Annotated in this window: 22 protein-coding genes and 2 tRNA genes; 15 read left to right on the top strand and 9 right to left on the bottom strand. The window is 69.1% G+C overall.

All coding sequences use genetic code 11. From position 1 onward, the window contains the following. Positions 1 to 56: 56 nt before the first annotated feature. The 4 genes from ACODSY_RS08770 (at position 57) to ACODSY_RS08755 (ending at position 1,305) form a co-directional block, all read left to right on the top strand. Positions 57 to 575 (top strand): TadE/TadG family type IV pilus assembly protein, encoded by a 519-nt coding sequence (locus ACODSY_RS08770; protein WP_488951332.1) that lies wholly within the window; start codon positions 57 to 59, stop codon positions 573 to 575. After that, on the top strand, positions 572 to 1,093 hold the full coding sequence (locus ACODSY_RS08765) for a TadE/TadG family type IV pilus assembly protein (RefSeq protein WP_488951331.1): 522 nt from the start codon (positions 572 to 574) through the stop codon (positions 1,091 to 1,093). Before ACODSY_RS08770 ends, ACODSY_RS08765 begins: the two co-directional genes overlap by 4 nt. Before the next feature lie 50 nt (positions 1,094 to 1,143). After that, positions 1,144 to 1,233: transfer RNA gene (locus ACODSY_RS08760), tRNA-Ser, on the top strand. After that, positions 1,226 to 1,305: transfer RNA gene (locus tag ACODSY_RS08755), tRNA-OTHER, on the top strand. The genes ACODSY_RS08760 and ACODSY_RS08755 overlap by 8 nt, the downstream gene beginning before the upstream one ends. Before the next feature lie 88 nt (positions 1,306 to 1,393). Here ACODSY_RS08755 and ACODSY_RS08750 read toward each other — a convergent pair. Further along, positions 1,394 to 1,573, bottom strand: a complete 180-nt coding sequence (locus ACODSY_RS08750) for a hypothetical protein (protein ID WP_488951330.1) — start codon at positions 1,571 to 1,573, stop codon at positions 1,394 to 1,396. A 179-nt stretch (positions 1,574 to 1,752) separates the two neighbouring features. Here ACODSY_RS08750 and katE point away from each other — a divergent pair, with 179 nt between their 5' ends. After that, positions 1,753 to 3,927, top strand: coding sequence for a catalase (gene katE, locus ACODSY_RS08745; protein ID WP_488951329.1), 2,175 nt, complete (start codon positions 1,753 to 1,755; stop codon positions 3,925 to 3,927). Between the two features lie 43 nt (positions 3,928 to 3,970). Here katE and ACODSY_RS08740 read toward each other — a convergent pair whose 3' ends face one another. Then, entirely contained in the window at positions 3,971 to 4,513 is a 543-nt protein-coding gene (locus ACODSY_RS08740; protein ID WP_488951328.1) for a Crp/Fnr family transcriptional regulator, read from the bottom strand. 380 nt (positions 4,514 to 4,893) lie between these two features. On the opposite strand from ACODSY_RS08740, the gene ACODSY_RS08735 reads away from it, so the two are divergent. The 10 genes from ACODSY_RS08735 (at position 4,894) to mazG (ending at position 12,649) form a co-directional block, all read left to right on the top strand. Then, positions 4,894 to 5,889, top strand: coding sequence for a septal ring lytic transglycosylase RlpA family protein (locus ACODSY_RS08735; protein WP_488951327.1), 996 nt, complete (start codon positions 4,894 to 4,896; stop codon positions 5,887 to 5,889). 31 nt (positions 5,890 to 5,920) lie between these two features. Next, positions 5,921 to 6,556 carry a dTMP kinase gene (tmk, locus tag ACODSY_RS08730; RefSeq protein WP_488951326.1) on the top strand — a complete coding sequence of 212 codons (636 nt, stop codon included), beginning with the start codon at positions 5,921 to 5,923 and terminating at the stop codon, positions 6,554 to 6,556. Beyond that, positions 6,549 to 7,550, top strand: coding sequence for a DNA polymerase III subunit delta' (locus ACODSY_RS08725; RefSeq protein ID WP_488951325.1), 1,002 nt, complete (start codon positions 6,549 to 6,551; stop codon positions 7,548 to 7,550). The genes tmk and ACODSY_RS08725 overlap by 8 nt, the downstream gene beginning before the upstream one ends. A gap of 8 nt (positions 7,551 to 7,558) precedes the next feature. Next, entirely contained in the window at positions 7,559 to 8,335 is a 777-nt protein-coding gene (locus ACODSY_RS08720; protein ID WP_488951324.1) for a TatD family hydrolase, read from the top strand. Continuing rightward, positions 8,332 to 9,150 (top strand): MBL fold metallo-hydrolase, encoded by an 819-nt coding sequence (locus ACODSY_RS08715; protein WP_488951323.1) that lies wholly within the window; start codon positions 8,332 to 8,334, stop codon positions 9,148 to 9,150. Before ACODSY_RS08720 ends, ACODSY_RS08715 begins: the two co-directional genes overlap by 4 nt. Beyond that, the gene (locus ACODSY_RS08710; protein ID WP_488951322.1) at positions 9,147 to 9,755 is read left to right on the top strand and encodes a formyltransferase family protein; all 609 of its coding nucleotides are present in this window, start codon (positions 9,147 to 9,149) and stop codon (positions 9,753 to 9,755) included. The genes ACODSY_RS08715 and ACODSY_RS08710 overlap by 4 nt, the downstream gene beginning before the upstream one ends. Further along, positions 9,748 to 10,125: a putative quinol monooxygenase gene (locus ACODSY_RS08705; protein ID WP_488951321.1), complete on the top strand. Its 378-nt coding sequence runs from the start codon at positions 9,748 to 9,750 to the stop codon at positions 10,123 to 10,125. The genes ACODSY_RS08710 and ACODSY_RS08705 overlap by 8 nt, the downstream gene beginning before the upstream one ends. Positions 10,126 to 10,221: 96 nt before the next feature. After that, a complete protein-coding gene (locus tag ACODSY_RS08700) occupies positions 10,222 to 10,944 on the top strand; it encodes an SIMPL domain-containing protein (protein ID WP_488951320.1) in 723 nt (240 codons plus the stop codon). Between the two features lie 326 nt (positions 10,945 to 11,270). Then, positions 11,271 to 11,759 (top strand): hypothetical protein, encoded by a 489-nt coding sequence (locus ACODSY_RS08695; protein WP_488951319.1) that lies wholly within the window; start codon positions 11,271 to 11,273, stop codon positions 11,757 to 11,759. A gap of 77 nt (positions 11,760 to 11,836) precedes the next feature. Beyond that, positions 11,837 to 12,649: a nucleoside triphosphate pyrophosphohydrolase gene (gene mazG / locus ACODSY_RS08690; RefSeq protein WP_488951318.1), complete on the top strand. Its 813-nt coding sequence runs from the start codon at positions 11,837 to 11,839 to the stop codon at positions 12,647 to 12,649. Here the strand turns inward: mazG and ACODSY_RS08685 are convergent. From ACODSY_RS08685 to ACODSY_RS08655, 7 genes are all read right to left on the bottom strand, one after another. Continuing rightward, a complete protein-coding gene (locus tag ACODSY_RS08685; RefSeq protein WP_488951317.1) occupies positions 12,646 to 13,392 on the bottom strand; it encodes a LytR/AlgR family response regulator transcription factor in 747 nt (248 codons plus the stop codon). The genes mazG and ACODSY_RS08685 overlap by 4 nt on opposite strands. Continuing rightward, positions 13,389 to 14,468: a sensor histidine kinase gene (locus ACODSY_RS08680; RefSeq protein ID WP_488951316.1), complete on the bottom strand. Its 1,080-nt coding sequence runs from the start codon at positions 14,466 to 14,468 to the stop codon at positions 13,389 to 13,391. Before ACODSY_RS08680 ends, ACODSY_RS08685 begins: the two co-directional genes overlap by 4 nt. Positions 14,469 to 14,568: 100 nt before the next feature. Beyond that, the gene (hflX, locus tag ACODSY_RS08675) at positions 14,569 to 15,888 is read right to left on the bottom strand and encodes a GTPase HflX (protein WP_488951315.1); all 1,320 of its coding nucleotides are present in this window, start codon (positions 15,886 to 15,888) and stop codon (positions 14,569 to 14,571) included. Then, entirely contained in the window at positions 15,885 to 16,130 is a 246-nt protein-coding gene (hfq, locus tag ACODSY_RS08670; RefSeq protein ID WP_068875468.1) for an RNA chaperone Hfq, read from the bottom strand. The genes hflX and hfq overlap by 4 nt, the downstream gene beginning before the upstream one ends. 97 nt (positions 16,131 to 16,227) lie before the next feature. Further along, the gene (locus tag ACODSY_RS08665; RefSeq protein WP_488951314.1) at positions 16,228 to 17,091 is read right to left on the bottom strand and encodes a D-amino-acid transaminase; all 864 of its coding nucleotides are present in this window, start codon (positions 17,089 to 17,091) and stop codon (positions 16,228 to 16,230) included. A 3-nt stretch (positions 17,092 to 17,094) separates the two neighbouring features. After that, complete coding sequence (ntrX, locus tag ACODSY_RS08660; protein WP_488951313.1) at positions 17,095 to 18,486, bottom strand: nitrogen assimilation response regulator NtrX; 1,392 nt, start codon at positions 18,484 to 18,486, stop codon at positions 17,095 to 17,097. A gap of 10 nt (positions 18,487 to 18,496) precedes the next feature. Further along, complete coding sequence (locus ACODSY_RS08655) at positions 18,497 to 20,713, bottom strand: sensor histidine kinase NtrY-like (protein ID WP_488951312.1); 2,217 nt, start codon at positions 20,711 to 20,713, stop codon at positions 18,497 to 18,499. Between the last annotated feature and the right edge of the window lie 100 nt (positions 20,714 to 20,813).

The raw sequence follows: 20,813 nt of genomic DNA, 5'->3' as shown, positions 1-20,813 counted from the left end.
TTCTATTCACCTCGATTTGCAACGAGCTGTTGGTGCAACTGCGCCAGATTTGGCTCATGTTCCGGATTGCGCCGCACCTCGCCCGCGTCAGGGCCTTCCGCAACGACGCCAGGGGCGTCAGCGCGATCGAATTCGCCCTCATCGCCCCAGTGCTCTTCTTTGCTCTGCTGTCGCTCTTCGAGATCGGCGTCATGAGCATGATGAGCACCAGCCTGGACAACGCCGTGTTCGAAACCGCACGCCGCATCCGCACCGGCCGTAGCGACGCACCGACCTCGGCCTCGTCGTTCGAGGACATGGTCTGCGGCGCCATGGGTGGGCCGGGCGGCGACTGCCGTAACCGCCTGGTCGTGAGTGTCCAGAAGTACGCCGCCTTCTCGAGCGCGGGCGCGGCGGCGACCTCCGACCCGGCCGGCCAGTTCGACAAGGGCGGCCAGAACGACATCATCCTGGTGAAGGCCAACTACACCTGGCCGCTGATGACGCCGTTCGTCGCCACCGCCTACGGGCGCGACGGACCCATGAGCGTGACCCTCAGCTCACGCTTCGCCTTCAAGAACGAGCCCTTCGAATGATCACGCTCCTGCGCCGCCTCGCCGCGGACCGCTCAGGCGTTTCGGCCATCGAATTCGCCCTGATCTTCCCGCTCATCTTCCTGCTGCACATGGGCGCCGCGGAAGGCTTCCAGGCGTACGTCGCCCAGCGAAACGTGGCCCACCTGGCGGCCAGCATGGCCGACATCGCCGCGCGAAACCGGACGATCAGCTCGACGGAGTTGGACGACATCATGGGGGCCAGCGCCTCGATGATGTATCCGCTGCCGAATGTGCGGCTGCAGCAGCGTGTCTCCAGCCTCAGCGCCGACGCGAGCGGCACGGTCCGCACGGATTGGACGGTCAAGAAGTCCTTCAACTCCTCGGAGGGGCCTTCCGTGCCGGGCGGCTATCTCAAGCCCAACGAGAGCGTCATCGTCACAGACGTCGTGTACGACTACCAGCCGACCTTCGGCTTCTTCCTGCCCGCCTCCATCACCATGACCCGGCACGCCTATTCGAGGCCGCGCCTGTCGTCGAAGGTCGAAAAGGTCAGCTGACCGCAAGGCTGGTGGAGCGGCGGCCCGTCGCCTGCTAGAAGCCCCGCTCCGGACAGGTGGCCGAGTGGTTTAAGGCAGCGGTCTTGAAAACCGCCGTGGGTTCACGCCCACCGTGGGTTCGAATCCCACCCTGTCCGCCAGTTTGGCCAGGCCTCGCTATTCGAACCCACATCCCAGCGAAGGCGTGGGTTCGAATCCCACCCTGTCCGCCAGTTTGGCCAGGCCTCGCCATTCGAACCCACATCCCAGCGAAGGCGCGGGGTTCGAATCCCCCTGTCCGCCATATGGCCTTGAACGCCGTCAGCCCTGCCGGTCGCCGCGGTCGCCCTGGCCCTTCTTCGCAGGCGTCTGGGAGTGCTGCCGCTGGTCGGCGGCCGACGACTTGCCCACGTTCACCTGATCCTCGGTGAACTGGCCCTGGTCGTCGCGCCGCACATAGCGCTTGTCGGATCCGGTATCGATCGTTTCGCGGTTGGCCATCTGGCGCCTCCATTCCGGTGGAGGCGGAATCCGCGTCGTCCGCCAAGGTTCCGCGCCACGCCACCCACTCGCCTGAGCCGCGGGCGAAGTCGCCCGCCCGGCCTGCCTTTTGAGGGCCGCCGGAACGGAGCGTTCACCGCGCCGTTGGGCGTGGACACTTCAGCCCAGGGTGACAACAGATGGCCAAGGCGCCTCCCAAGACGACGTCTCGTAGCAAAGGGAAGGCGGCCGCCCCGCCGGCGAAGCCGCCGGTCCGCCCCGATATTTCCGAAAGTTACGCCGAACAACAAGCCGCGGGCGGCGAGACGCACCAGATCGCCGAGGGCGATGTCGCGATTCTCACCACCAGCCAGGGCGCGCCGGTCGCGGACGATCAGAACACCCTGCGGCAGGGCGCGCGGGGACCGGCCCTCCTCGAGGACTTCCACTTCCGTGAGAAGATCTTCCATTTCGATCACGAGCGCATTCCGGAGCGCGTCGTCCACGCGCGCGGCTATGGGGCCCACGGCTACTTCGAACTGACCGAGTCCCTGTCCGACATCACCCGGGCGGACATCTTCCAGCGGGTAGGCGAGCGTACCGAGGCCTTCGTGCGCTTCTCGACGGTGGCGGGCAACAAGGGCTCGTCCGACCTCGCCCGCGACGTGCGCGGCTTCGCCGTGAAGCTCTACACCCGGGAGGGCAACTGGGACCTGGTCGGCAACAACATCCCGGTCTTCTTCATCCAGGACGCGATCAAGTTCCCGGACGTCGTGCACGCCGCGAAGCCGGCGCCCGACCGCGATTTTCCGCAGGCGCAGACCGCCCACGACAACTTCTGGGACTTCATCTCGCTCACGCCCGAGAGCATGCACATGGTCATGTGGATCATGTCGGACCGGACGATCCCGCGATCGTTCCGCTTCATGGAGGGCTTCGGGGTTCACACCTTCCGGCTGCTCGACGCGGAGGGGCGCTCCACCTTCGTGAAATTCCACTGGAAGCCGAAGCTGGGCCTGCAGTCCGTGGTCTGGAACGAGGCGGTGAAGATCAACGGCGCCGATCCGGACTTCCATCGACGCGACCTTTGGGACGCGATCAACCTGGGCGCCTTCCCTGAGTGGGAACTGGGGCTGCAGCTTTTCGACCAGGCGTTCGCCGACCAGTTCGACTTCGACATCCTGGATCCCACCAAGATCATTCCCGAAGAGATCCTGCCGGTGCGGGTGGTCGGACGGTTGGTGCTCGACCGGGTGGTCGACAATTTCTTCGCCGAGACCGAGCAGGTGGCGTTCTGCACCCAGAACGTTCCCCCGGGGATCGACTTCAGCAACGATCCGCTGCTCCAGGGGCGGAACTTCTCGTACCTCGACACCCAGCTGAAGCGGTTGGGCGGGCCGAACTTCACGCACCTGCCGATCAATGCGCCGCGCTGCCCGTTCGCGAACTTCCAGCAGGACGGCCACATGGCCTTCTTCAACCCCAAGGGCCGGGTGAACTACGAGCCGAACAGCTGGGGCGCCGAGGGCGGTCCGCGCGAGAGTCCTGAGCGAGGCTTCCGCAGCTTCGCCGAAGAGGCGGATGGGCCGAAGACTCGACTGCGGCCCGAGAGCTTCGCCGACCACTACAGCCAGGCTCGCCAGTTTTACCTGAGCCAGACGGCGATCGAGCAGAAGCACATCGGCGACGCCCTGACCTTCGAGCTCAGCAAGGTCGAGCGTCCCGACATCCGCGCCCGGATGGTCTCGCACCTGATCAATATCGAGCCCGGCCTCGCCGGGACGGTGGCGAACGGGCTGGGCATGACCGAACTTCCGCCCCCGGCCCAGGCCGCCCTGCCGACCCGTGAAGACCTCCCGCCGTCGCCGGCCCTCAGTATCGTCCAGCGCGGTCCCGGTTCGCTGATGGGGCGCAAGCTGGGCGTCCTGCTCACCGATGGGGCCGATGCGGCGGTCTATGACGCCCTGGTGAAAGCCGCCGCCAAGGCCGGCGCCGTGGTGGAGGTCGTCGCGCCCAAGATCGCCGGCGCCGTGCTGTCGGACGGCCAACTGGTTCCGGCCCGGCAGAAGATCGACGGAGGCCCCTCGGTGCTGTTCGACGCCGTCGCGGTCCTGGCCTCGCCCGAGGGGGCGGCGCTGCTGGCCGGCGACGGGGCGGCCAAGGACTTCGTGAACGACGCCTTCGGCCACTGCAAGTTCATCGGCTACAGCGACGCCGCCGAGACGTTCTTCGAGAAGGCGGGACTGCTGTCGGACCTGGACGAAGGGTGCCTCAAGCTCGCTTCGGCCAAGGACGCGCGAGCGTTCATCGACGCCTGCGCGCCGCTACGCTTCTGGCCGCGGGAGCTGACGGTGGACCTAGACGCCAAGGCCTGAGGCCACGAGGCGCCGGCCCCGGCCGGCGCCTCCGCCGCTGAGGTCAATGGCAGAGCCTGGGGCCGGCGGCCGTCGCCAGGGCGGCGAGGTCCGGCAGCACCGCGAAGCCGTTGTTGATCTCGATGAGACCCTCCCGCCGTAGCTGTTGGAGGGTCCGGTTCACGTGCACCACGCTGAGGCCCAGGTGGTCCGACATCTGTTGTTGGGTGACAGGGAGGGGCAACCGCCGACCCGTCGCCATCCCGGCGGCCGTCAGGCGTTCGCCGAGTCCCAGCAGGAAGTCCGCAGTCCGCTCGCGGGCGGACTTGCGGCCCAGGCCCACGATCTGGCCCAGCAGCTGGCGATCCCGCGCATCCAGCGCGACGCGGATTTCTTGCTGGGCAGCGTTCCGCGCGCCCGGCTCGCCGCCGGTGTCCGCCGCCACGGAGGTCATGCGAACGCGCGTCACGGCCCGCACGTCGGTCGTGGCCAGTCCATTCAGGCCGGGGATGCCGGTGATGTCGCCGGGGAGCAGGAAACGGACGATCTGAATCCGGCCGTCCGGAAATGGATACTCTTCGCTCGCCCAGCCTTGGCGAACGATCATCGGACGACTCCGGCGGCCTATCTCGACCGCGCGAAGGCCGGGCAAATACGTGGCGGCCTCGCGACTCGGCAGTTGCCGGGGCGGCGGCGGGGAAGGCGCTGCGTGGGGCGCGTCTTGGTGATGCTGCATCTGGGTCCCTCTGTTCACCGCGAGACCCTGCAGACGCTGCTCGTGGAAAGACGATTAACTAAGTTTAACGCTGGGCATCGCGGAAAGGTTGCGGGTCGCGGGATTGCTCGCGCCAGGAGTTCGCATGGTCGACGCGCCTCGGACGCCAGCAGGCCAACCCGGACCCCAGGCTCGCCGCTCCAGCCAGCAATAGACGGTTAACCCTGTCGCAAGCTTCCCCGCCGAAGATTCCCGCCGAGTCGGAGGCGGACATGACGAATTCTCAGTGGGTCGGACGCGTAGCTCGCGTCGCGCTGATCGTAGCGGCCGGAGCGTCCGTCACCGCCTGTGTGACCCCGCGCTATCCCAGCCGCGCCGACGGCCTCGGCAAGGCTCCGCCGGCAGGGCAGGGCGAGTATAAGGTGGGCAAGCCCTATCAGGTCGGCGGCATCTGGTACGTGCCCCGCGAGCAACCCAACTACGACCAGCGCGGCATCGCCTCGTGGTACGGCGACCAGTTCCACATGAAGGCGACCGCCAACGGCGAGACGTTCGACATGAACGCGGTCACGGCGGCGCACACGACGTTGCCGCTGCCGTCGATGGTCGAGGTCACGAACCTCGACAATGGCCGGAAGCTGGTGGTGCGCGTCAACGACCGTGGCCCCTTCGTGGACAACCGCATCATCGACCTCTCCCGCGAGGCGGCGCGCCAGCTCGGGTACGACCGCGCCGGACTGGCCAACGTTCGCGTGCGCTATGTGGGACCGGCGCCGCTGCTCGGCCCGCGCGACGGACTGCGCTACGCCCAGGCGGCGCCGGCGCCCGTCGCGCCGGTCGCAGCGGCGAGGGCCTCGGACGACGTCATGGTCTTGGCGGCCGGGTCTCCGCCGCCGCGCGCCGTTGGGTCCAGCGCCCGGCCAGCCGACGACGTCAGCATCTCGTCGCTGCCGCCGATTACGGGCTCGGCGATCTCGAACGCGCCGATTGAGGGGCAGGGTCCGGTGCTCGCCGCCGCGTCGCCGTCGCCGTCGCTCGCCGGCCTGCGGATCCAGGCCGGCGCGTTCTCGAGCCAGGCGAACGCCCAGCGTGCGGTCGCCCAACTTTCGCCGGCCGGGATGGCGTCGATCGAGCCGCTGCAGCGGGACGGCCTGACCCTCTACCGCGTGGTGCTGCCTGCGCCACAGGACGAGGCCGCCGCCTATGCCCTGCGCGACCGGGTGGCCGAGATCGGTTTCGCCGAGGCCCGCGTGGTGCGCGCCTTCTAGACAAAGCCTCCGAACGCGCCAATTTGGCCGCGTGACACGCGGTCGGTTCATCACGTTCGAAGGCGGCGAGGGCGCCGGGAAATCCACCCAGGTGCAGCGCCTCGCCGCGCGCCTGAAAGGCCAGGGCCGCGAGGTCGTGACCACCCGCGAGCCGGGCGGGTCGCCGGGGGCCGAAAGCATCCGCGACATCGTGCTGCGCGGCGACGCCGACCGCTGGAGCCCGACGACCGAGACCCTGCTAATGTATGCGGCCCGGCGCGACCATATCGAGCGGGTGATCCGCCCCGCGCTGGCGCGTGGAGCGTGGGTGATCTGCGACCGCTTCGCCGACTCCACGCGGGCCTATCAGGGCGCTGCCGGTGGCGTGGATCCGCAATTCATCACGGCGCTGGAGACCTTCATCCTGGAGGCGACCCGGCCGGACCTGACCCTCGTCTTCGACCTGCCGGCCGAAGTCGGGCTCGAACGCGCCCATGCGCGGGCGGGGGCCGAGATGCGGTTCGAGTCCAAGGGCATGGCCTTCCACGAACGCCTGCGCGCTGGCTTCCAGGCCATCGCCGCCGCCGAGCCGGAGCGCTGCGCGGTGATCGACGCCACGGCGACCATCGATGGCGTCGAGGCCGCCGTCTGGGCCGCGGTCCAGGCCAGGCTGGCGGTCCATGGCTGAGCTCGAGGTCCCGCATCCGCGCGACGTCCATCAGCTGCAGGGCCAGGAGGCGGCCGAGGCGGCGTTCGAAGCGGCCCGTGCGCGAGGCCGGCTGCATCACGCCTGGCTCCTGACCGGCCCCGAGGGCGTCGGCAAGGCCACCTTCGCCTACCGCGCGGCGCGGCGGCTGCTGGGCGCAACGCCGGACAGCTACAACGGTGTGCTCGGCGCCGACGTCGAGCATCCCGTCAGCCGCCAGGTCAGCGCGCGCAGCCATCCCGACCTGATGGTGCTGGAGCGAGAGGGGCCGGACGGCAAGCCGCGCAAGGTGATCCCGGTCGACGACGCCCGGAAGCTGGCGGAGTTCTTCTCCAAGTCCCCGGCCAGCGCCCCGCACCGTGTGGCGATCATCGATGCGGCGGACGATCTGAACGTCAACGCGGCGAACGCCATCCTGAAGACGCTGGAGGAGCCCCCGCCGCGTGGCGTCCTGCTGATGGTCTCGCATTCGCCCGGCCGCCTGCTGCCCACCATCCGCTCGCGGTGCCGCCGGTTGGCGTTCCACCCGTTGGGCGTGGAGGCCACGGCCGAGTTCGTCAGCCATCGGGCGGACGTGAACCCCGAGGAGGCGCTCCGTCTGGCGACGATGGCCGATGGCGCGCCGGGGCAAGCCTTGTCGCTGGCGGCCACCGGCGCGCTCGCCATGGACGACGCCGCCCGCGAGCTGCTCGCCGAACTGCCCCGCATCGACGAGACCCGCGCCCTGTCGATCTCCGAGAAATTCCGCGGCGGCGAGGGCGCGACCCAGTTCAATCTGCTGTTCGACCGGTTGGCCGACCGCGTGCACCGGCTGGCCACCCACCGCGCCGGCGAGGGGATCGGGCGGCTTGATCCCTGGGCTGAGGCGTGGGAGACGCTGCAGCGCCTGCCGCGCGAGGTAGAGGCGCTGAACCTCGACCGCGCCGACGCCCTGTTCACCGCGCTGACGGAGCTCCGCCGGGCCGCCCAGGCCTGAAGCCGCCCATGCTGATCGACAGCCACGTCAACCTGCACGCCCCACAGTTCGACGAGGACCGGGACGCCGTCATCGACCGGGCCCGCGCGGCCGGCGTGCGGCTGATGGTCAACATCTCGGATCGTGTCTCGAACTGGGAAAAGGTGCGCGCCCTGGCCGACCAGCCGGATATCTGGTGCACCGTCGGCACCCATCCGCACGAGGCCAAGGAAGACCCCAACCTCTCGTCCGAGACCTTGGTCCGGCTGGCGATGGATCCGCGCGTGGTGGGCATCGGCGAGTGCGGCCTCGATTTCCACTACGACCTCAGCCCGCGCGACATCCAGGCTCGCGTCTTCCGCGCCCATGTGGTCGCGGCGCGGGAGACGGGCCTGCCCCTGGTGGTCCACACCCGCGAGGCCGACGAGGTGATGGGCCAGATCCTGGAGGAGGAATACGCCGCCGGGCCATTCCGCCTGCTGATGCACTGCTACACTTCGGGCGCGGAGCTCGCCCGTCGGGCCGCGGCCCTCGGCGCCTGGTTCTCGGTCTCCGGCATCGCCACCTTCAAGGCCGCCGAGGACGTGCGCGAGGTGATCCGCGAGATGCCGGCCGACCGGATCATCGTCGAGACCGACTGCCCTTACCTGGCCCCCGTGCCGCACCGGGGCCGCCGCAACGAGCCGGCCTACATTCCGCATATCCTGGCCAAGCTGGCCGAGGTGCGCGGCTGGTCGCTGGACGAGGCTGAACGGCGCACAACCGACGCGTTCTTCGACCTGTTCGACCGGATTCCGCGGCCATGAGCGGGACGCTGGAAGTGACCATCCTCGGCTGCGGCTCGTCCGGCGGCGTGCCGCGGGCCGACGGCGACTGGGGCATCTGCGATCCCGCCGAGCCGAAGAACTTCCGCATGCGCTGCGCCCTGCTCGTCCGGCGATTGGGGGAGGGGGCGCAGACGACGGTGCTGGTGGACGCTTCGCCCGAGCTGAGGATCCAGACGGCCAAGGCCGGGGTGAAGCGCTGCGACGCCGTGCTGCTCACCCACGACCATGCCGATCAGGTCCATGGCCTCGACGACGTGCGCGCGTTCTACCTGCGCCAGCAGGCGAGAATCCCCTGCTGGATGGATGCGGCCACCGACGCCACCATGATGCGGCGTTTCGGCTATATCTTCGAAGGCGAGGGCGGCTATCCGGCCATCTGCGATCGGCGTCTGATCCCGGCGCACGGCGTGGCCTGGGACGTCGGCGGTCCATCGGGCGCGATCCCGGTCACCACCTTCGATCAGGACCACGGCGGTGTGAGGTCTGTCGGCTATCGCTTTGGCGGTGTTGCCTATTCCAGCGATGTCGTCGGTCTCGACGATGCGGCCTTCGAGGCGCTGGCCGACCTGGACGTCTGGATCGTCGACGCTTTGCGTCGTCGGCCACACCCGACCCACGCGCACCTCGACCTCGCGCTGGAATGGATCGACCGTGTGAAGCCCAAGCGCGCGATCCTCACCAACATGCACATCGATCTCGATTATCAGCAGCTCAAGGCGGAGCTGCCGGCAGGGGTCGAACCCGCCTATGACGGCCTGACGTTCCAACATGAACTCGGGGCCCAAAACACGTGATTTCACCTCCCCTTAAGCTGGGTTTCCTCGCGTCGGGCAACGGTTCCAGCGCGGAGGCGGTCGTGGCCGCCGTCGCCGATGGAACCCTGGCGGCCGAGCCGCGCCTCCTGGTGAGCAACAAGAGGACCGCGCCCGCCTTCGCCTGGGCGGACGTTCGGGGCGTGCCGAGGCTGGCGATCCCGACGATCGGCGATGCCGATGCGGCCGACGAGGCGCTCGCGGCGGCGATGACGGAGGCGGGCGTCGAACTGATCGTGATGTCCGGCTATCTGCGCCGACTGGGTCCGAGGACGTTGGGCCGCTACGCGGGGCGGATCCTCAACATCCACCCCGGACCGCTGCCGCAGTTCGGCGGCGAAGGCATGTATGGCGCGCGCGTGCACCAGGCGGTGATCGCGGCGGGCGTGGCCGAGAGCGCCATCGTCATCCATGCTGTCGACGAGGAATACGACCACGGCCCCGAGATCGCGCGCCGTAAGGTGCCGCTGGCGCCCGGCGACACGGCGCAAGACCTGGAGGCTCGCGTGAAGGCGCTGGAGCCGCAGTTCTTCGTCGAAACGCTGCAGCGGATCGCCGCCGGCGAGCTCGAGCTGCCGCATGTTTGAGCGCCGAACGGTGCTGACGGGCGCGGCGGCGCTTGCGCTCGCCGGATCAGCCGCGAACGCCAAGGGAGCCGAGATGTACGGACTGATCGGAAAGATGCTGGCCAAGCCGGGCAAGCGCGACGAACTCATCGCGCTGATGCTGGCCGAGACCGGAGAGATGCCGGGCTGCCTCAGCTATGTGGTCGCCAGGGACGGCGCCAACGCCGACGCCATCTGGATCACCGAGGTCTGGGACAGCGCCGACAGCCACAAGGGCTCATTGAAACTGCCGTCGGTCCAGGCGGTGATCGCCAAGGCCCGGCCGCTGATCGCGGGCTTCGGCGAGAATTTCGAGACAGCGCCGGTGGGTGGCGTCGGCCTTCCTCGATAGCCTATCAATTATTTCCGATAATCTTCCTTAGGCGCGAAACATACGAGCGCTTCCGGAGCGATTGACACCACCTCTCACCTGGCCCCTGCTTCCAGCATGGCCGCTCCTCCATCGTCCTTCGTCACCGCTGTCGCCGCAGCATCGATCCTCGCGGTCGGCGCGGCCGTCGGCGGCGCCTTCATCGGCAAAGGCGTGGAAAACGCCCGTATCGGCGATCGCACCGTAACGGTCCGCGGCCTCTCGGAGCGCGGCGTCAAAGCCGACCTCGCGGTGCTGCCGCTGAAGTTCGCCGCCGCCGGCGACGACCTGGCCGCCGTCCAGGCCGAGGTGGCCACCGCGCTGGCGGCTGTCCGCCGCTACCTGGCCCAGCAAGGCTATTCGCCGTCCGAGATCGACCTGGGCCGCTTCGAGGTCACGGACCAGTACGCCCGCGAATATCAGCCCAGCGAAATCCGCGCGCGCTACCGCGTCGCCCAGACCGTGATCGTGCGCACGTCCAACGTCGATCGGGTCCAGGCCACGACGCGCGCCCTCGACGCGCTCGTGCGTCAGGGCGTGGTCCTGCAGGACTACAACGGCCCGTCCTACATCTTCACGAGGCTGAACGATGTCCGCCCCAAGATGATTGCCGAGGCGACGGCCAGCGCGCGCTCCGGCGCCCAGCAGTTCGCCAAGGACTCCGGCGCCGACCTCGCCGGCATCGCCTCGGCCACCCAGGGCTCGTTCGAAATCCTCGGCCGCGACGATGTCGGCGAGGAGAGCTCGCAGGTGTTCAAGCGCGTCCGGGTCGTGACGACCATCACCTATCGCCTGAAGTAGCCGCCTACGGCCAGAGGCGCATGACGGCCATGGCCAAGGCGCCCCAGAGTCCGAGAGAGACAATCGCCCCCACCAACAGGCCATAGCCCCGCGGCAATGGCCGCGGCGCGCGCGCCGGCGCAGCGAAGGTTCGGATACGCGGAGACGCCAAGTCGCTCATGCGGTGGCCTCCTACCGGCGCTGGGACTGGGCCTGCCGGTTTCGCGAAGAAATCTATGCAGATTCGCGCGAGAGGCGAATTTTGACGTTCTTGCGATCCGTCTTGCGCAACGTCCGCCCCCACCCTATCTTTGTACAGTAATTACTGTTGTCGGATTGGAGCCATCATGCGCCTCCTCGCCCTCACCGCCGCGGCCCTGCTGGCGAGCGCAACGACCGCCCTCGCCGCGCCCGCCTCCGTGACCGTCAACGTCGGCCCCGAACTGCAGAAGAAGTTCGACAAGACCTACGGCCAGCGCGAGGCCGGGTTCCTGACGGCCGACCTGAAGAGCGCGGTCGAGAAGGGTTTGGCTAAGAAGACTGCCTACGACGGCGCGCGCATCGAACTCACGCTCACCGACGTGAAGCCCAACCGACCCACCTTCAAGCAGCTCGGCGACACGCCCGGCCTGTCGTTCGACAGCTTCGGCGTCGGCGGCGCGGCCGTCGAGGGCCGGGTGATTTCGGCGGAGGGGGTCGAAACTCCCGTGAAGTTCGACTGGTACGAGACCGACATCCGCCAGGTGCGCGCGAACTGGGTCTGGAGCGACGCCGAGTGGGCGTTCGATCGTCTGGCCCGCAAGATGGCCCGCGGCGGCGAACTCGCAGAGCGCTAAGCCGGTCGGCACGGCTTGCGTCATCCCACGGCGCGCGGTCTGATCGCCGTGCGCCGTTTGCTGTTCGAGCCTCCCGAATGACCCGCCCTGCCCCGCCCGCCGATCTGCGGCCCATCGACCGGCTGCTGGCCATCATGGCGCGCCTGCGCGACCCGGCGGACGGGTGCCCTTGGGACCTCGAGCAGACATTCGCCACGATCGCCCCCTATACGGTCGAGGAGGCCTACGAGGTCGCCGACGCCATCCAGCGGGGCGATCTGACGGACCTGAAGGATGAGCTGGGAGACCTTTTGCTGCAGGTGGTGTTCCATTCGCGCATGGCGGAGGAACAGGGCGCCTTCGCCTTCGAGGATGTGGCTCAGGCCATCAACGACAAGATGGTCCGCCGTCATCCCCATGTGTTCGGCGACGAGAGCTACGCCGACCTCGACGCGCAGAAGGCGGGCTGGGATCAGCTCAAGGCGCAGGAACGCGCGAAGAAGGGCAAGGCGGAGAGCCTGCTGGACGACGTCCCGGTGGGCCTGCCCGGCCTGACTCGGGCTGTGAAGCTGTCGAAGCGGGCCGCCGGCGTGGGCTTCGTCTGGCCGACCGTGCAGGACGTGGTGGTCAAGCTGCACGAGGAGGTCGGGGAAATGCTGGCCGAGATCGAGGCTGGCGACCTGGACAAGGTGCGCGACGAGCTCGGCGACGTGCTGTTCGTCGTGGCCAACCTGGCCCGCACCCTGGACGTGGACCCTGAGGACGCCATCCGCTCGACCAACGCCAAGTTCGTGCGCCGCTTCAACTATGTGGAGCGCCGGCTCGCCGAACGCGGCAAGACGCCCGACCAGTCGGACCTGTTCGAGATGGACGCCCTGTGGGACGAAGCCAAGGCCGCCGAGCGAGCCTAGTCCTCGTCGGGTTCGACGTTGGGAAGGTGCAGGGCGGCGGCCACGCGCTTCGTATAGCTGGCGCCCACGTCGATGACGGCCCCGTCCTCCGTATGCAGACGCATGAGCCCACGGCGATTGCGTTCGACGCGCCGGATGGCCGAAAGGCGGACGAACGCGCTGCGATGCACCCGCACGATCTCGCGAGGGTCCAGCCGCTGTTCCAGTTCGCGCATGGTGGTGCGCAGGATGTGGGTTCGCAGATGGGTGTGGATGAGGGCGTAATCCTTGTCGGCTTCGATGCGACGGATGTCGGCCACCAGCACCCGGACCAGACCCTCACGGTGGCGGATCCAGAAGCCCGACTCGAAGTCGCCGGGCGGCGCGGGTGACGCGGCCTGCCCGCCCATACGCCGCCGCGCGCGGTTCATGGCCTCCTCCAGCCGATCGGGCCGGACCGGCTTCAGGAGGTAGTCGGCGGCGTCGAGTTCGAACGCTTCCGCCGCCCAGTGCGAGAACGCGGTGACGAAGACGACCTCTGGACGCGCGCGCCCTGCGAGCGTGCGCGCCACCTCCACGCCGCTTCGCCCCGGCATCTGTATGTCGAGCAGCACGACGTCCGGATCCAAGGCGGCGATCCGTTCCATCGCCAGGTCGCCGTCACCCGCCTCGCCCACCACTTCCACGCCCGGCAGCCGCCCCAGCGACGCTCGCAGCCAGTCCAGCGCCAGCGGCTCGTCGTCGACGATGAACACCCGCATCATCTGTCGGGGTCCACGAACGCAAGCGGCAATTCGACGGTCGCCTGAAAGCCGGCCGCCAGCTTCTCCGCCCGGAAGGTGGCCGCGTCTCCATAGAGCGCACGAAGACGTCCCGCGACGTTGCGCAGTCCGACCCCCTCGCCCGCCTCCCCGGCCCCGCCCGCGCCGTTGTCGCGAACCGCCACCGTCAGCCGGTCCTGATCCGCGCGGGCCGTCACGGACAGCGTCACCGGTCGTTTGCTGGGCGCCACGCCGTGCTTGATGGCGTTCTCCGCGAGCGGTTGCAGCAGGAAGTGCGGGACACGTGCGTAGACGAGCTCGTCCGGGAGCTCGATATCGACCCGGAGCCGGTCGCCGAATCGTGCGGCCTCGATGTCGAGATAGGCGCCCAGAACATCCAGCTCCTCCTCGAGGGACACCATCGCGTTCGGCTCGCTGGCCAGCGTGGCGCGGAAGAAGGCCGCCAAGCGGGCCACCACGTTCTCGGCGTCGCGATTGCGCCCGGAGCCGACCAGGGACATGACGGCGTTCAGGCTGTTGAACAGGAAATGCGGATTGATCTGAAACCGCAGGGCCGCGATCTGCGCCTCCTGGGCCGCCGCCAGCGCCGCCGCCAGCCGTTGCTCCCGCTCGTGGATCGCCCGCAGGGAAAGGCCCAGGCCGACGCCGATCGCATAGGTGACGTGGGCCGGCGACAGCAGCAGCACGTTGTTGAGGTACAGCAGCGCGTGCGGATCGAGCAGCGCGTTCGGACCCAGCACCGGACGCTGCCGCAGATAGTGCTCGATCATCCAGAGGTCCGCGGCGGAGTGCACGAGGACGGCGGCGCCGAGGGCCCCCGCGGCGACGGCCAGGCGGATCGCGGCGCGGCGTCCCGCGGTGGCCATCACCGCGCCGTAGAAGCCGAGCGACAACCCAAAGCCGATCCCGGCCGTGACCAGGAGGTAGAGCACCTCCTTCTCGCGCGTATTGTCCGACGCCACGCCCGGTGCGACGTAGCCCGCGAACGCCACCAACCAGATCAGCATGGCGAAGGCGACGGCGAACACCGAGGCCTGCCGCTTGAGGTCTATCTTCAAGTCCCGTTCCCCGCACCCCGGGCGTGTCGCTGCGCCATCCGTCCCATCTTCGCGACCGCAGAGCGACGAAGACGTGGATCGGCGCGACGAACCCGCAAGATCAGTGCGGGCTCACCCGCGCTTGCGGGAACAGCTGCTCGAACTGGCCGAGGGCCTGGGCGGTGAGGCTGACCGACAACCGCACGGCGCCGTCGTCGGCGTCCTCGCGCTCGATCACCCGCCCGTGGCGGTAGAGCCAGGCAAGGGCCGCGCCTTCGCCTGCCGGCGTACGGATCTCGACCGGCGGCGCTTCGTCCACAAGACCCGCCACCGCGACCAGAAGGTCGCTGCAGCCCGCCCCGGTAACCGCCGAGACGAGGACCGCCGGCGGGTTGGCGCGTCGCGCGTCGCTGATCGCCTCTGCCCGCGCCTCGTCGGGCAGCAGGTCGGCCTTGTTCCAGACCTCGAGGATCCGCCGCTCGTCCATGTCGACGCCCAGTCGGCCCAGGACCGCGCGGACGTCGGCCGCCTGGGCCTGGCTCTCCTCGCTGGCGATGTCGCGAACGTGCAGCACGACGTCGGCCTCGCGGACTTCCTCCAGCGTGGCGCGGAACGCTTCGACCAGTTCGTGGGGCAGGTCAGAGATGAAGCCGACCGTGTCCGACAGGATCGCCGGCCGGCCGTCGGGCAGCTTCAGCGACCGTAGCGTGGGGTCCAGCGTGGCGAACAGCATGTCCTGCGCCACCACCTCGGACTGGGTCAGCCGATTGAACAGCGTCGACTTGCCGGCATTGGTGTAGCCGACCAGCGCCACGCTGGGGAATGGCACACGCCGCCGCGCCGAGCGCTGCAGCGTGCGGGTGCGGCGCACTTCCTCCAGTTCGCGTTTCAGCTTGCCGATCTTCTCGGCGATCAGCCGCCGGTCGGTCTCGATCTGGGTTTCGCCCGGGCCGCCCATGACCCCGAAGCCGCCGCGCTGGCGCTCCAGGTGGGTCCAGGTGCGGACGAGCCGCGAACGCTCATAGGTGAGGCGCGCCAGCTCGACCTGCAGCCGGCCCTCGCGGGTGCGGGCGCGCCGCGCGAAGATCTCGAGGATCAGGCCGGTCCGGTCGATGACCTTTGCCTTCCAGGCCTTCTCCAGGTTCCGCTGCTGCACCGGCGTGAGCGCGTCGTCGATCACCACGACGTCGAGTTCCTCGACCTCGACGATGGTGGCGATCTCCTCCACCTTGCCCTTGCCGAACAGGGTCGCCGGCGTGAGCTTGCGCAAGGTCGCGACCATCGTCTCGCGGACCTCGAGGTCGAGGGCGAGCGCGAGGCCGGCGGCCTCCTCCAGTCGGGCCTGCGGATGGCGTGCGCCATCGCGCCCTTCCCGATCGGGATGGATCACCAGGGCGCCCTGGACGGGCGCCTCACGGTCTACGAATTTGGTGGAGCTCAATCGCCCTCGTCGTCAGCCGGTTCATAAAGCTGAACAGGCTGAGCCGGCATGATGGTGGAAATCGCGTGCTTGTAGACGAGCTGGGACTGCCCATCCCTGCGCAGCAAGACGCAGAAATTGTCGAACCAGCTCACCACGCCCTGCAGCTTGACGCCATTCACCAGGAAGATGGTGAGCGGGGTCTTGGACTTCCGCACGCTGTTGAGGAAGGTGTCCTGCAGGTTCTGTTTCTTGTCGCTCACGGCTTTCCGCCTTTTCGTTTTGATCGGGCGGCAGATCCGCCCACACACAAGGTCACGCTAAGCCGCAAACCGCGGCCGTTGCAATCGCAGGTTCGACCTAGATGGCCGTCTCCTTCGCGCGCTGGATATAGAGGCGTCGGAGCTTCGACGCCACCGGTCCCGGCGATCCATCTCCCACTGGCCTTCCATCGACGCTCACGACCGGCAGGACGAGGCTGCCGGCGCCGGTGATGAAGGCCTCCTTCGCCGCCCGCGCCTCGTCGGGCGTGAAGGGGCGCTCCTCGACCTTCAGGCCGATCTCGCGCGCCACCTCCAGCAACGAAAGCCGGGTCACGCCGCGCAGGATATTGGCGTTGGTGTCGCGGGTGCGCAGGACGCCGTCCTGGTCGAGGATCCAGGCGTTGGATGACGCGCCCTCCGTGACGAACCCCAGGTCGTCGACGAACCAGGCCTCCACGGCGCCGGCCTCGCGCGCCTTCTGCTTGGCCAGGGCGTTGGGCAGCAGGCCCACCGTCTTGATGTCGCAGCGGCCCCAGCGGTTCTCGGGCGTGGTCACCACGCCCACCCCCTTCGCCGCGCGCGCCTCGGTGGCCTCGCGATCGACACGGCCGACCGTGATCACGACCGCCGGGCGCACCGGAACGGTCGGGAAGGCGTGATCGCGGGGCGCCACGCCGCGGGTGATCTGCAGATAGACCAGCCCCTCCCGCACGCGGTTGCGCCGCACCGCCTCGCGCAGGACCATCGTCAGCGCGGCACGCGTCATCGGCATCTCGATGCGCAGCTCGGCCAGGCTCCGCTCCAGACGGGCGAAATGACCCTCCGGGTCGGCCAGCTTGCCGTCGAACAGCGCCCAGACCTCGTAGACCCCGTCGGCGAGCTGGTAGCCGCGGTCCTCGATATGGACGAAGGCCTCCGAGTGGGGAACGAAGCGACCGTTCACATAAGCGATGCGCCCCACCCGTCAGGCCTCCTCGGTTTCCAGCGACCGGGCGCCCGAGAGCCCCAGCGACTTCAGCTTACGGTGCAACGCCGAGCGCTCCATGCCGATGAAGGCCGCGGTTCGTGAAATATTGCCTGAGAACCGGAGCATCTGGGCGTTCAGGTACTCGCGCTCGAACACCTCGCGCGCCTCGCGCAGTGGCAGGGCGATGATCCGCTCGGCGCCCAGAGAGGTGGCCTGGTCGTTCACAGAGGCCTCGGCGGGCAGCATGTCGGCGGTGATCGGATCGGAGGGCGAGCCGGAAGCCAGGATCAGCATCCGCTCCACGTTGTTGCGCAGCTGGCGCAGGTTGCCCGGCCACCCGCGCACCTGCAGCATCGCCAGCGCATCGTCCGAGAGCTTGCGGCGCGGCAGGCCCGAGGCCTCGCAGATGCGGACGATGAAGTCCTCGACCAGCTCAGGGATGTCCTCCCGGCGTTCGCTGAGGCCCGGCACGTTCACCGGCACCACGTTCAGGCGATGGAAGAGATCCTCGCGGAAGCGGCCGGCGACGATCTCCTCCCGCAGGTCGCGCGACGTCGACGAGATGACCCGCACGTCGACCTGCACGTCGGCGTCGCCGCCCACGCGGCGGAACCGCTGCTCGACGAGCACCCGCAGGATACGCCCCTGCGTCTCGCGCGGCATGTCGGCCGCCTCGTCGAGGTACAGCGTGCCGCCGTGGGCACGCTCGAAGACGCCGATCTTGGCGGGCCGCCCGTTCGCGCCCTCCTCGCCAAACAGCTCCACGTCCATCCGCTCGGGGGTCATGCCGGCGGCGCTGATCGGGACGAACTCGTTGCGCGCGCGGTGGCTGGCGTCGTGGATCAGGCGCGCGACGGTCTCCTTGCCCGAGCCCGGCGGGCCCGAGATCAGCACGCGACTGTTGGCGCCCGCCAGCTTGGCGATCATCTGGCGCAGTTGCTGGGCGGCCATCGACTTGCCCAGCAGCCCTTCCGGCGCGATCGCCTGGGTGCGCAGGCGACGGTTCTCGCGCTTCAGGTTGGCGGTCTCCAGCGCGCGCTCGACCACCAGGATCAGCCTGTCCGATTTGAACGGCTTCTCCAGGAACTCGTAGGCGCCGCGCTTGATCGCGCTGACCGCGGTCTCGATGTTCCCGTGGCCCGAGATCATGATGACGGGCAGGTCGCGGTCCAGCTCCTTGACCATGTCGAGCAGCTCCAGGCCGTCCATGCCCCCGCCCTGCATCCAGATGTCGAGGATCAGCAGCGCCGGCTTGCGCGCCCGGAACGCGGCCAGCGCGCTCTCGGAGTCGTTCGCCGTGCGAACGTCGTAGCCTTCGTCCGTAAGGATTCCCGCGACCAGATCGCGGATGTCGGCTTCGTCGTCGACCACCAGAACGTCAGACGCCATCAGTCAGTCCTCATTTCGCCGATAGGGCGGCAGTGGATTTCGGTGTGGGGCGGGCGAGTGGCGCGGCCGGCAGCCGCAGGATGGCCAACGCCCCCTGCCCGCTCCGCGCGTCGGCCAGTTCGAGCTCGCCGCCGTGGTCTTCCAGGATGCGCTTGACGATGGCCAAGCCCAGGCCCGTCCCCTTCTCGCGCGTCGTCACATAGGGTTCGGTCAGGCGATCGCGGTCCTTGGCCGGCAGGCCGACGCCATTGTCCTCGATCTCGATGGCCACGGCTGCATCCTCGACAACCAGCCGCGCCGTGATCCGCCCCTTGAGGCGGGGCGACTTGGCGCGGCGCGCCTCGACCGCCTCGGCGGCGTTCTTCAGCACATTGGTCAGCGCCTGGCCGATCATCCGGCCATCCGCGTAGAGCGTGGCGTCGGCCTTCAGATCCTCGAGCTCCACGGCGAGGTCGGGACTGGCCACGCGCTGGGCGAACACGGCCGCGCGCAGCAGCTCGCCGGCCTCGAGCTTGGAGAACTTCGGCGCCGGCATCCTGGCGAAGGCCGAGAATTCGTCGACCATGCGCCCGATGTCGCCCACCTGCCGCACGATGGTGTCGGTGCAGCGATCGAAGGTCTCCAGCTCCGCCGGTGCGATATCCTTGCGGTACTTGCGGCGCAGGCGCTCGGCCGAGAGCTGGATGGGGGTGAGAGGGTTCTTGATCTCGTGGGCGATGCGCCGGGCGACGTCGCGCCAGGCGGCGTTGCGCTGGGCGGCCACCAGACGGGTCACATCGTCGAAGGTCAGCACGACGCCCCCTTCGCTCTGGCTGGCGCGCACCCGCAGGCGGCGGCTGTCGCGCCCGCGCACGACGTCGATCTCTTCCTCGGCCTCGCCGCTCCGGCCTGCGGCCGCGAGTTCCGCGAACTCCGGAACCACCTGCGAGAGCTTGCGCCCCCGGCCGTGGTCGCCCGGCAGCGCCAGCAGGGTGGCCGCCTGGGGGTTCGCCACCGAGATCCGCCCGTCCGGCGCCAGGCCGATCACGCCGGCGCTCACCTCGGCCAGCACCGTCTCGATGAACTGCCGCCGCTCCTCGGCCTCCTCGCCGGCGCGGCGCAGGGCCTCCTGCTGGGCCTGAAGATCGTGCGTCATACTGTTGAAGGCGCGGGACAAGACGGCGATCTCGTCGGGATCGCTGTCGGCGTCCACCCGGGCGCTGAGGTCGCCGCTCGCCACGCGGCCCGCCGCCTGCACCAGCCGCGCCACAGGCGCCGAAATGGCGTTGGCCGCGGCCAGTCCCAGCCACACGGCGCCCACGAGCACCAGGAGCGCCGTCTCCACATAGCTCAGCGCGAAGATCGTCTGGATCTTGGCGCGGCTCTCGCGCACCTCGCGGTACGAGATCAGCGAACTCTCGGCTTCGCGCAGGTTGGTGACGATCCCCTTCTCCAGCGGCCTGACGGCGTAGAGATAGACGTTCTCGTAGTCGGGGAGCCGGTAGAGCGCCCGGATCACGTCGCCGGCGCGCACATAGATCTCGCCGTCGTTGGCCGCGGCGTAGGCCGAGGCGGGCAGAGGCTCGTAGGCCGGCGCGGTCGCACCCTCGGTGCGCGCCATCACCCGGCCCGTGCGGTCCACCAGGTAGATCGCCGGAAACGAGTGATACGCCGCCAGCGCCGATAGCGCGCTGTCGAAGCCGCCGGCCTTGGCCTGCAGGTTGGGGGCCTCGCGGTTGACGTCGCGGGCCATCACGACGACCCGATCGGCGGCGTCCCGCGACTGCTCCTCCATGTAGGAGCGGAAGACGGTGGCGGAGTTTTCGACGACCGTCTGGACGCGTTCGCTGAACCACTTGTCGACGCCTTGGCTCACCAGGACGCCCGAGAACACGAAGACCACAAGGGCCGGCACCAGGGCGGCCAGGGCGAACAGGCGCACGAAGCGGACGTGGAGGCGCGCCCCGGCGTCGTGCGAGCGGGCCTTCAGCAGGTCCAGCAAGCGCAGCGATACGGCCAGGATCAACCCGAGGATCAGCACCAGGTTGAACCCGAGCACCGTCAGGATCAGTTGGCTGGCCGGCCCCAGGGGCCCCTTTTCGGGCGGTGAGGCGGCCAACAGGATGGCGAGGCCGGTCAGGCCCGCGGCGACGCCGTAGCCGACACCCAGCACGATGCGGGACTGGAGCGCGTTGCGGATCCGGCCCAGGACCGGATGGCGGAACGCCGGATGCGTGAGCAGCGCCATTGGAGCCGGAGCCTAGGGGGCTGTGCTCCGAAATCAACAGCTATGTTGCGCCGCTGCACGGCAAGGCTTCTGCCCTATCGCCGCAGGCGACCGTTCCCTT

Source organism: Phenylobacterium sp. FG114, assembly GCF_057809855.1.
Note: the sequence above shows the minus strand (reverse complement) of the source record. Positions and strands in the feature narration are given on the sequence as shown.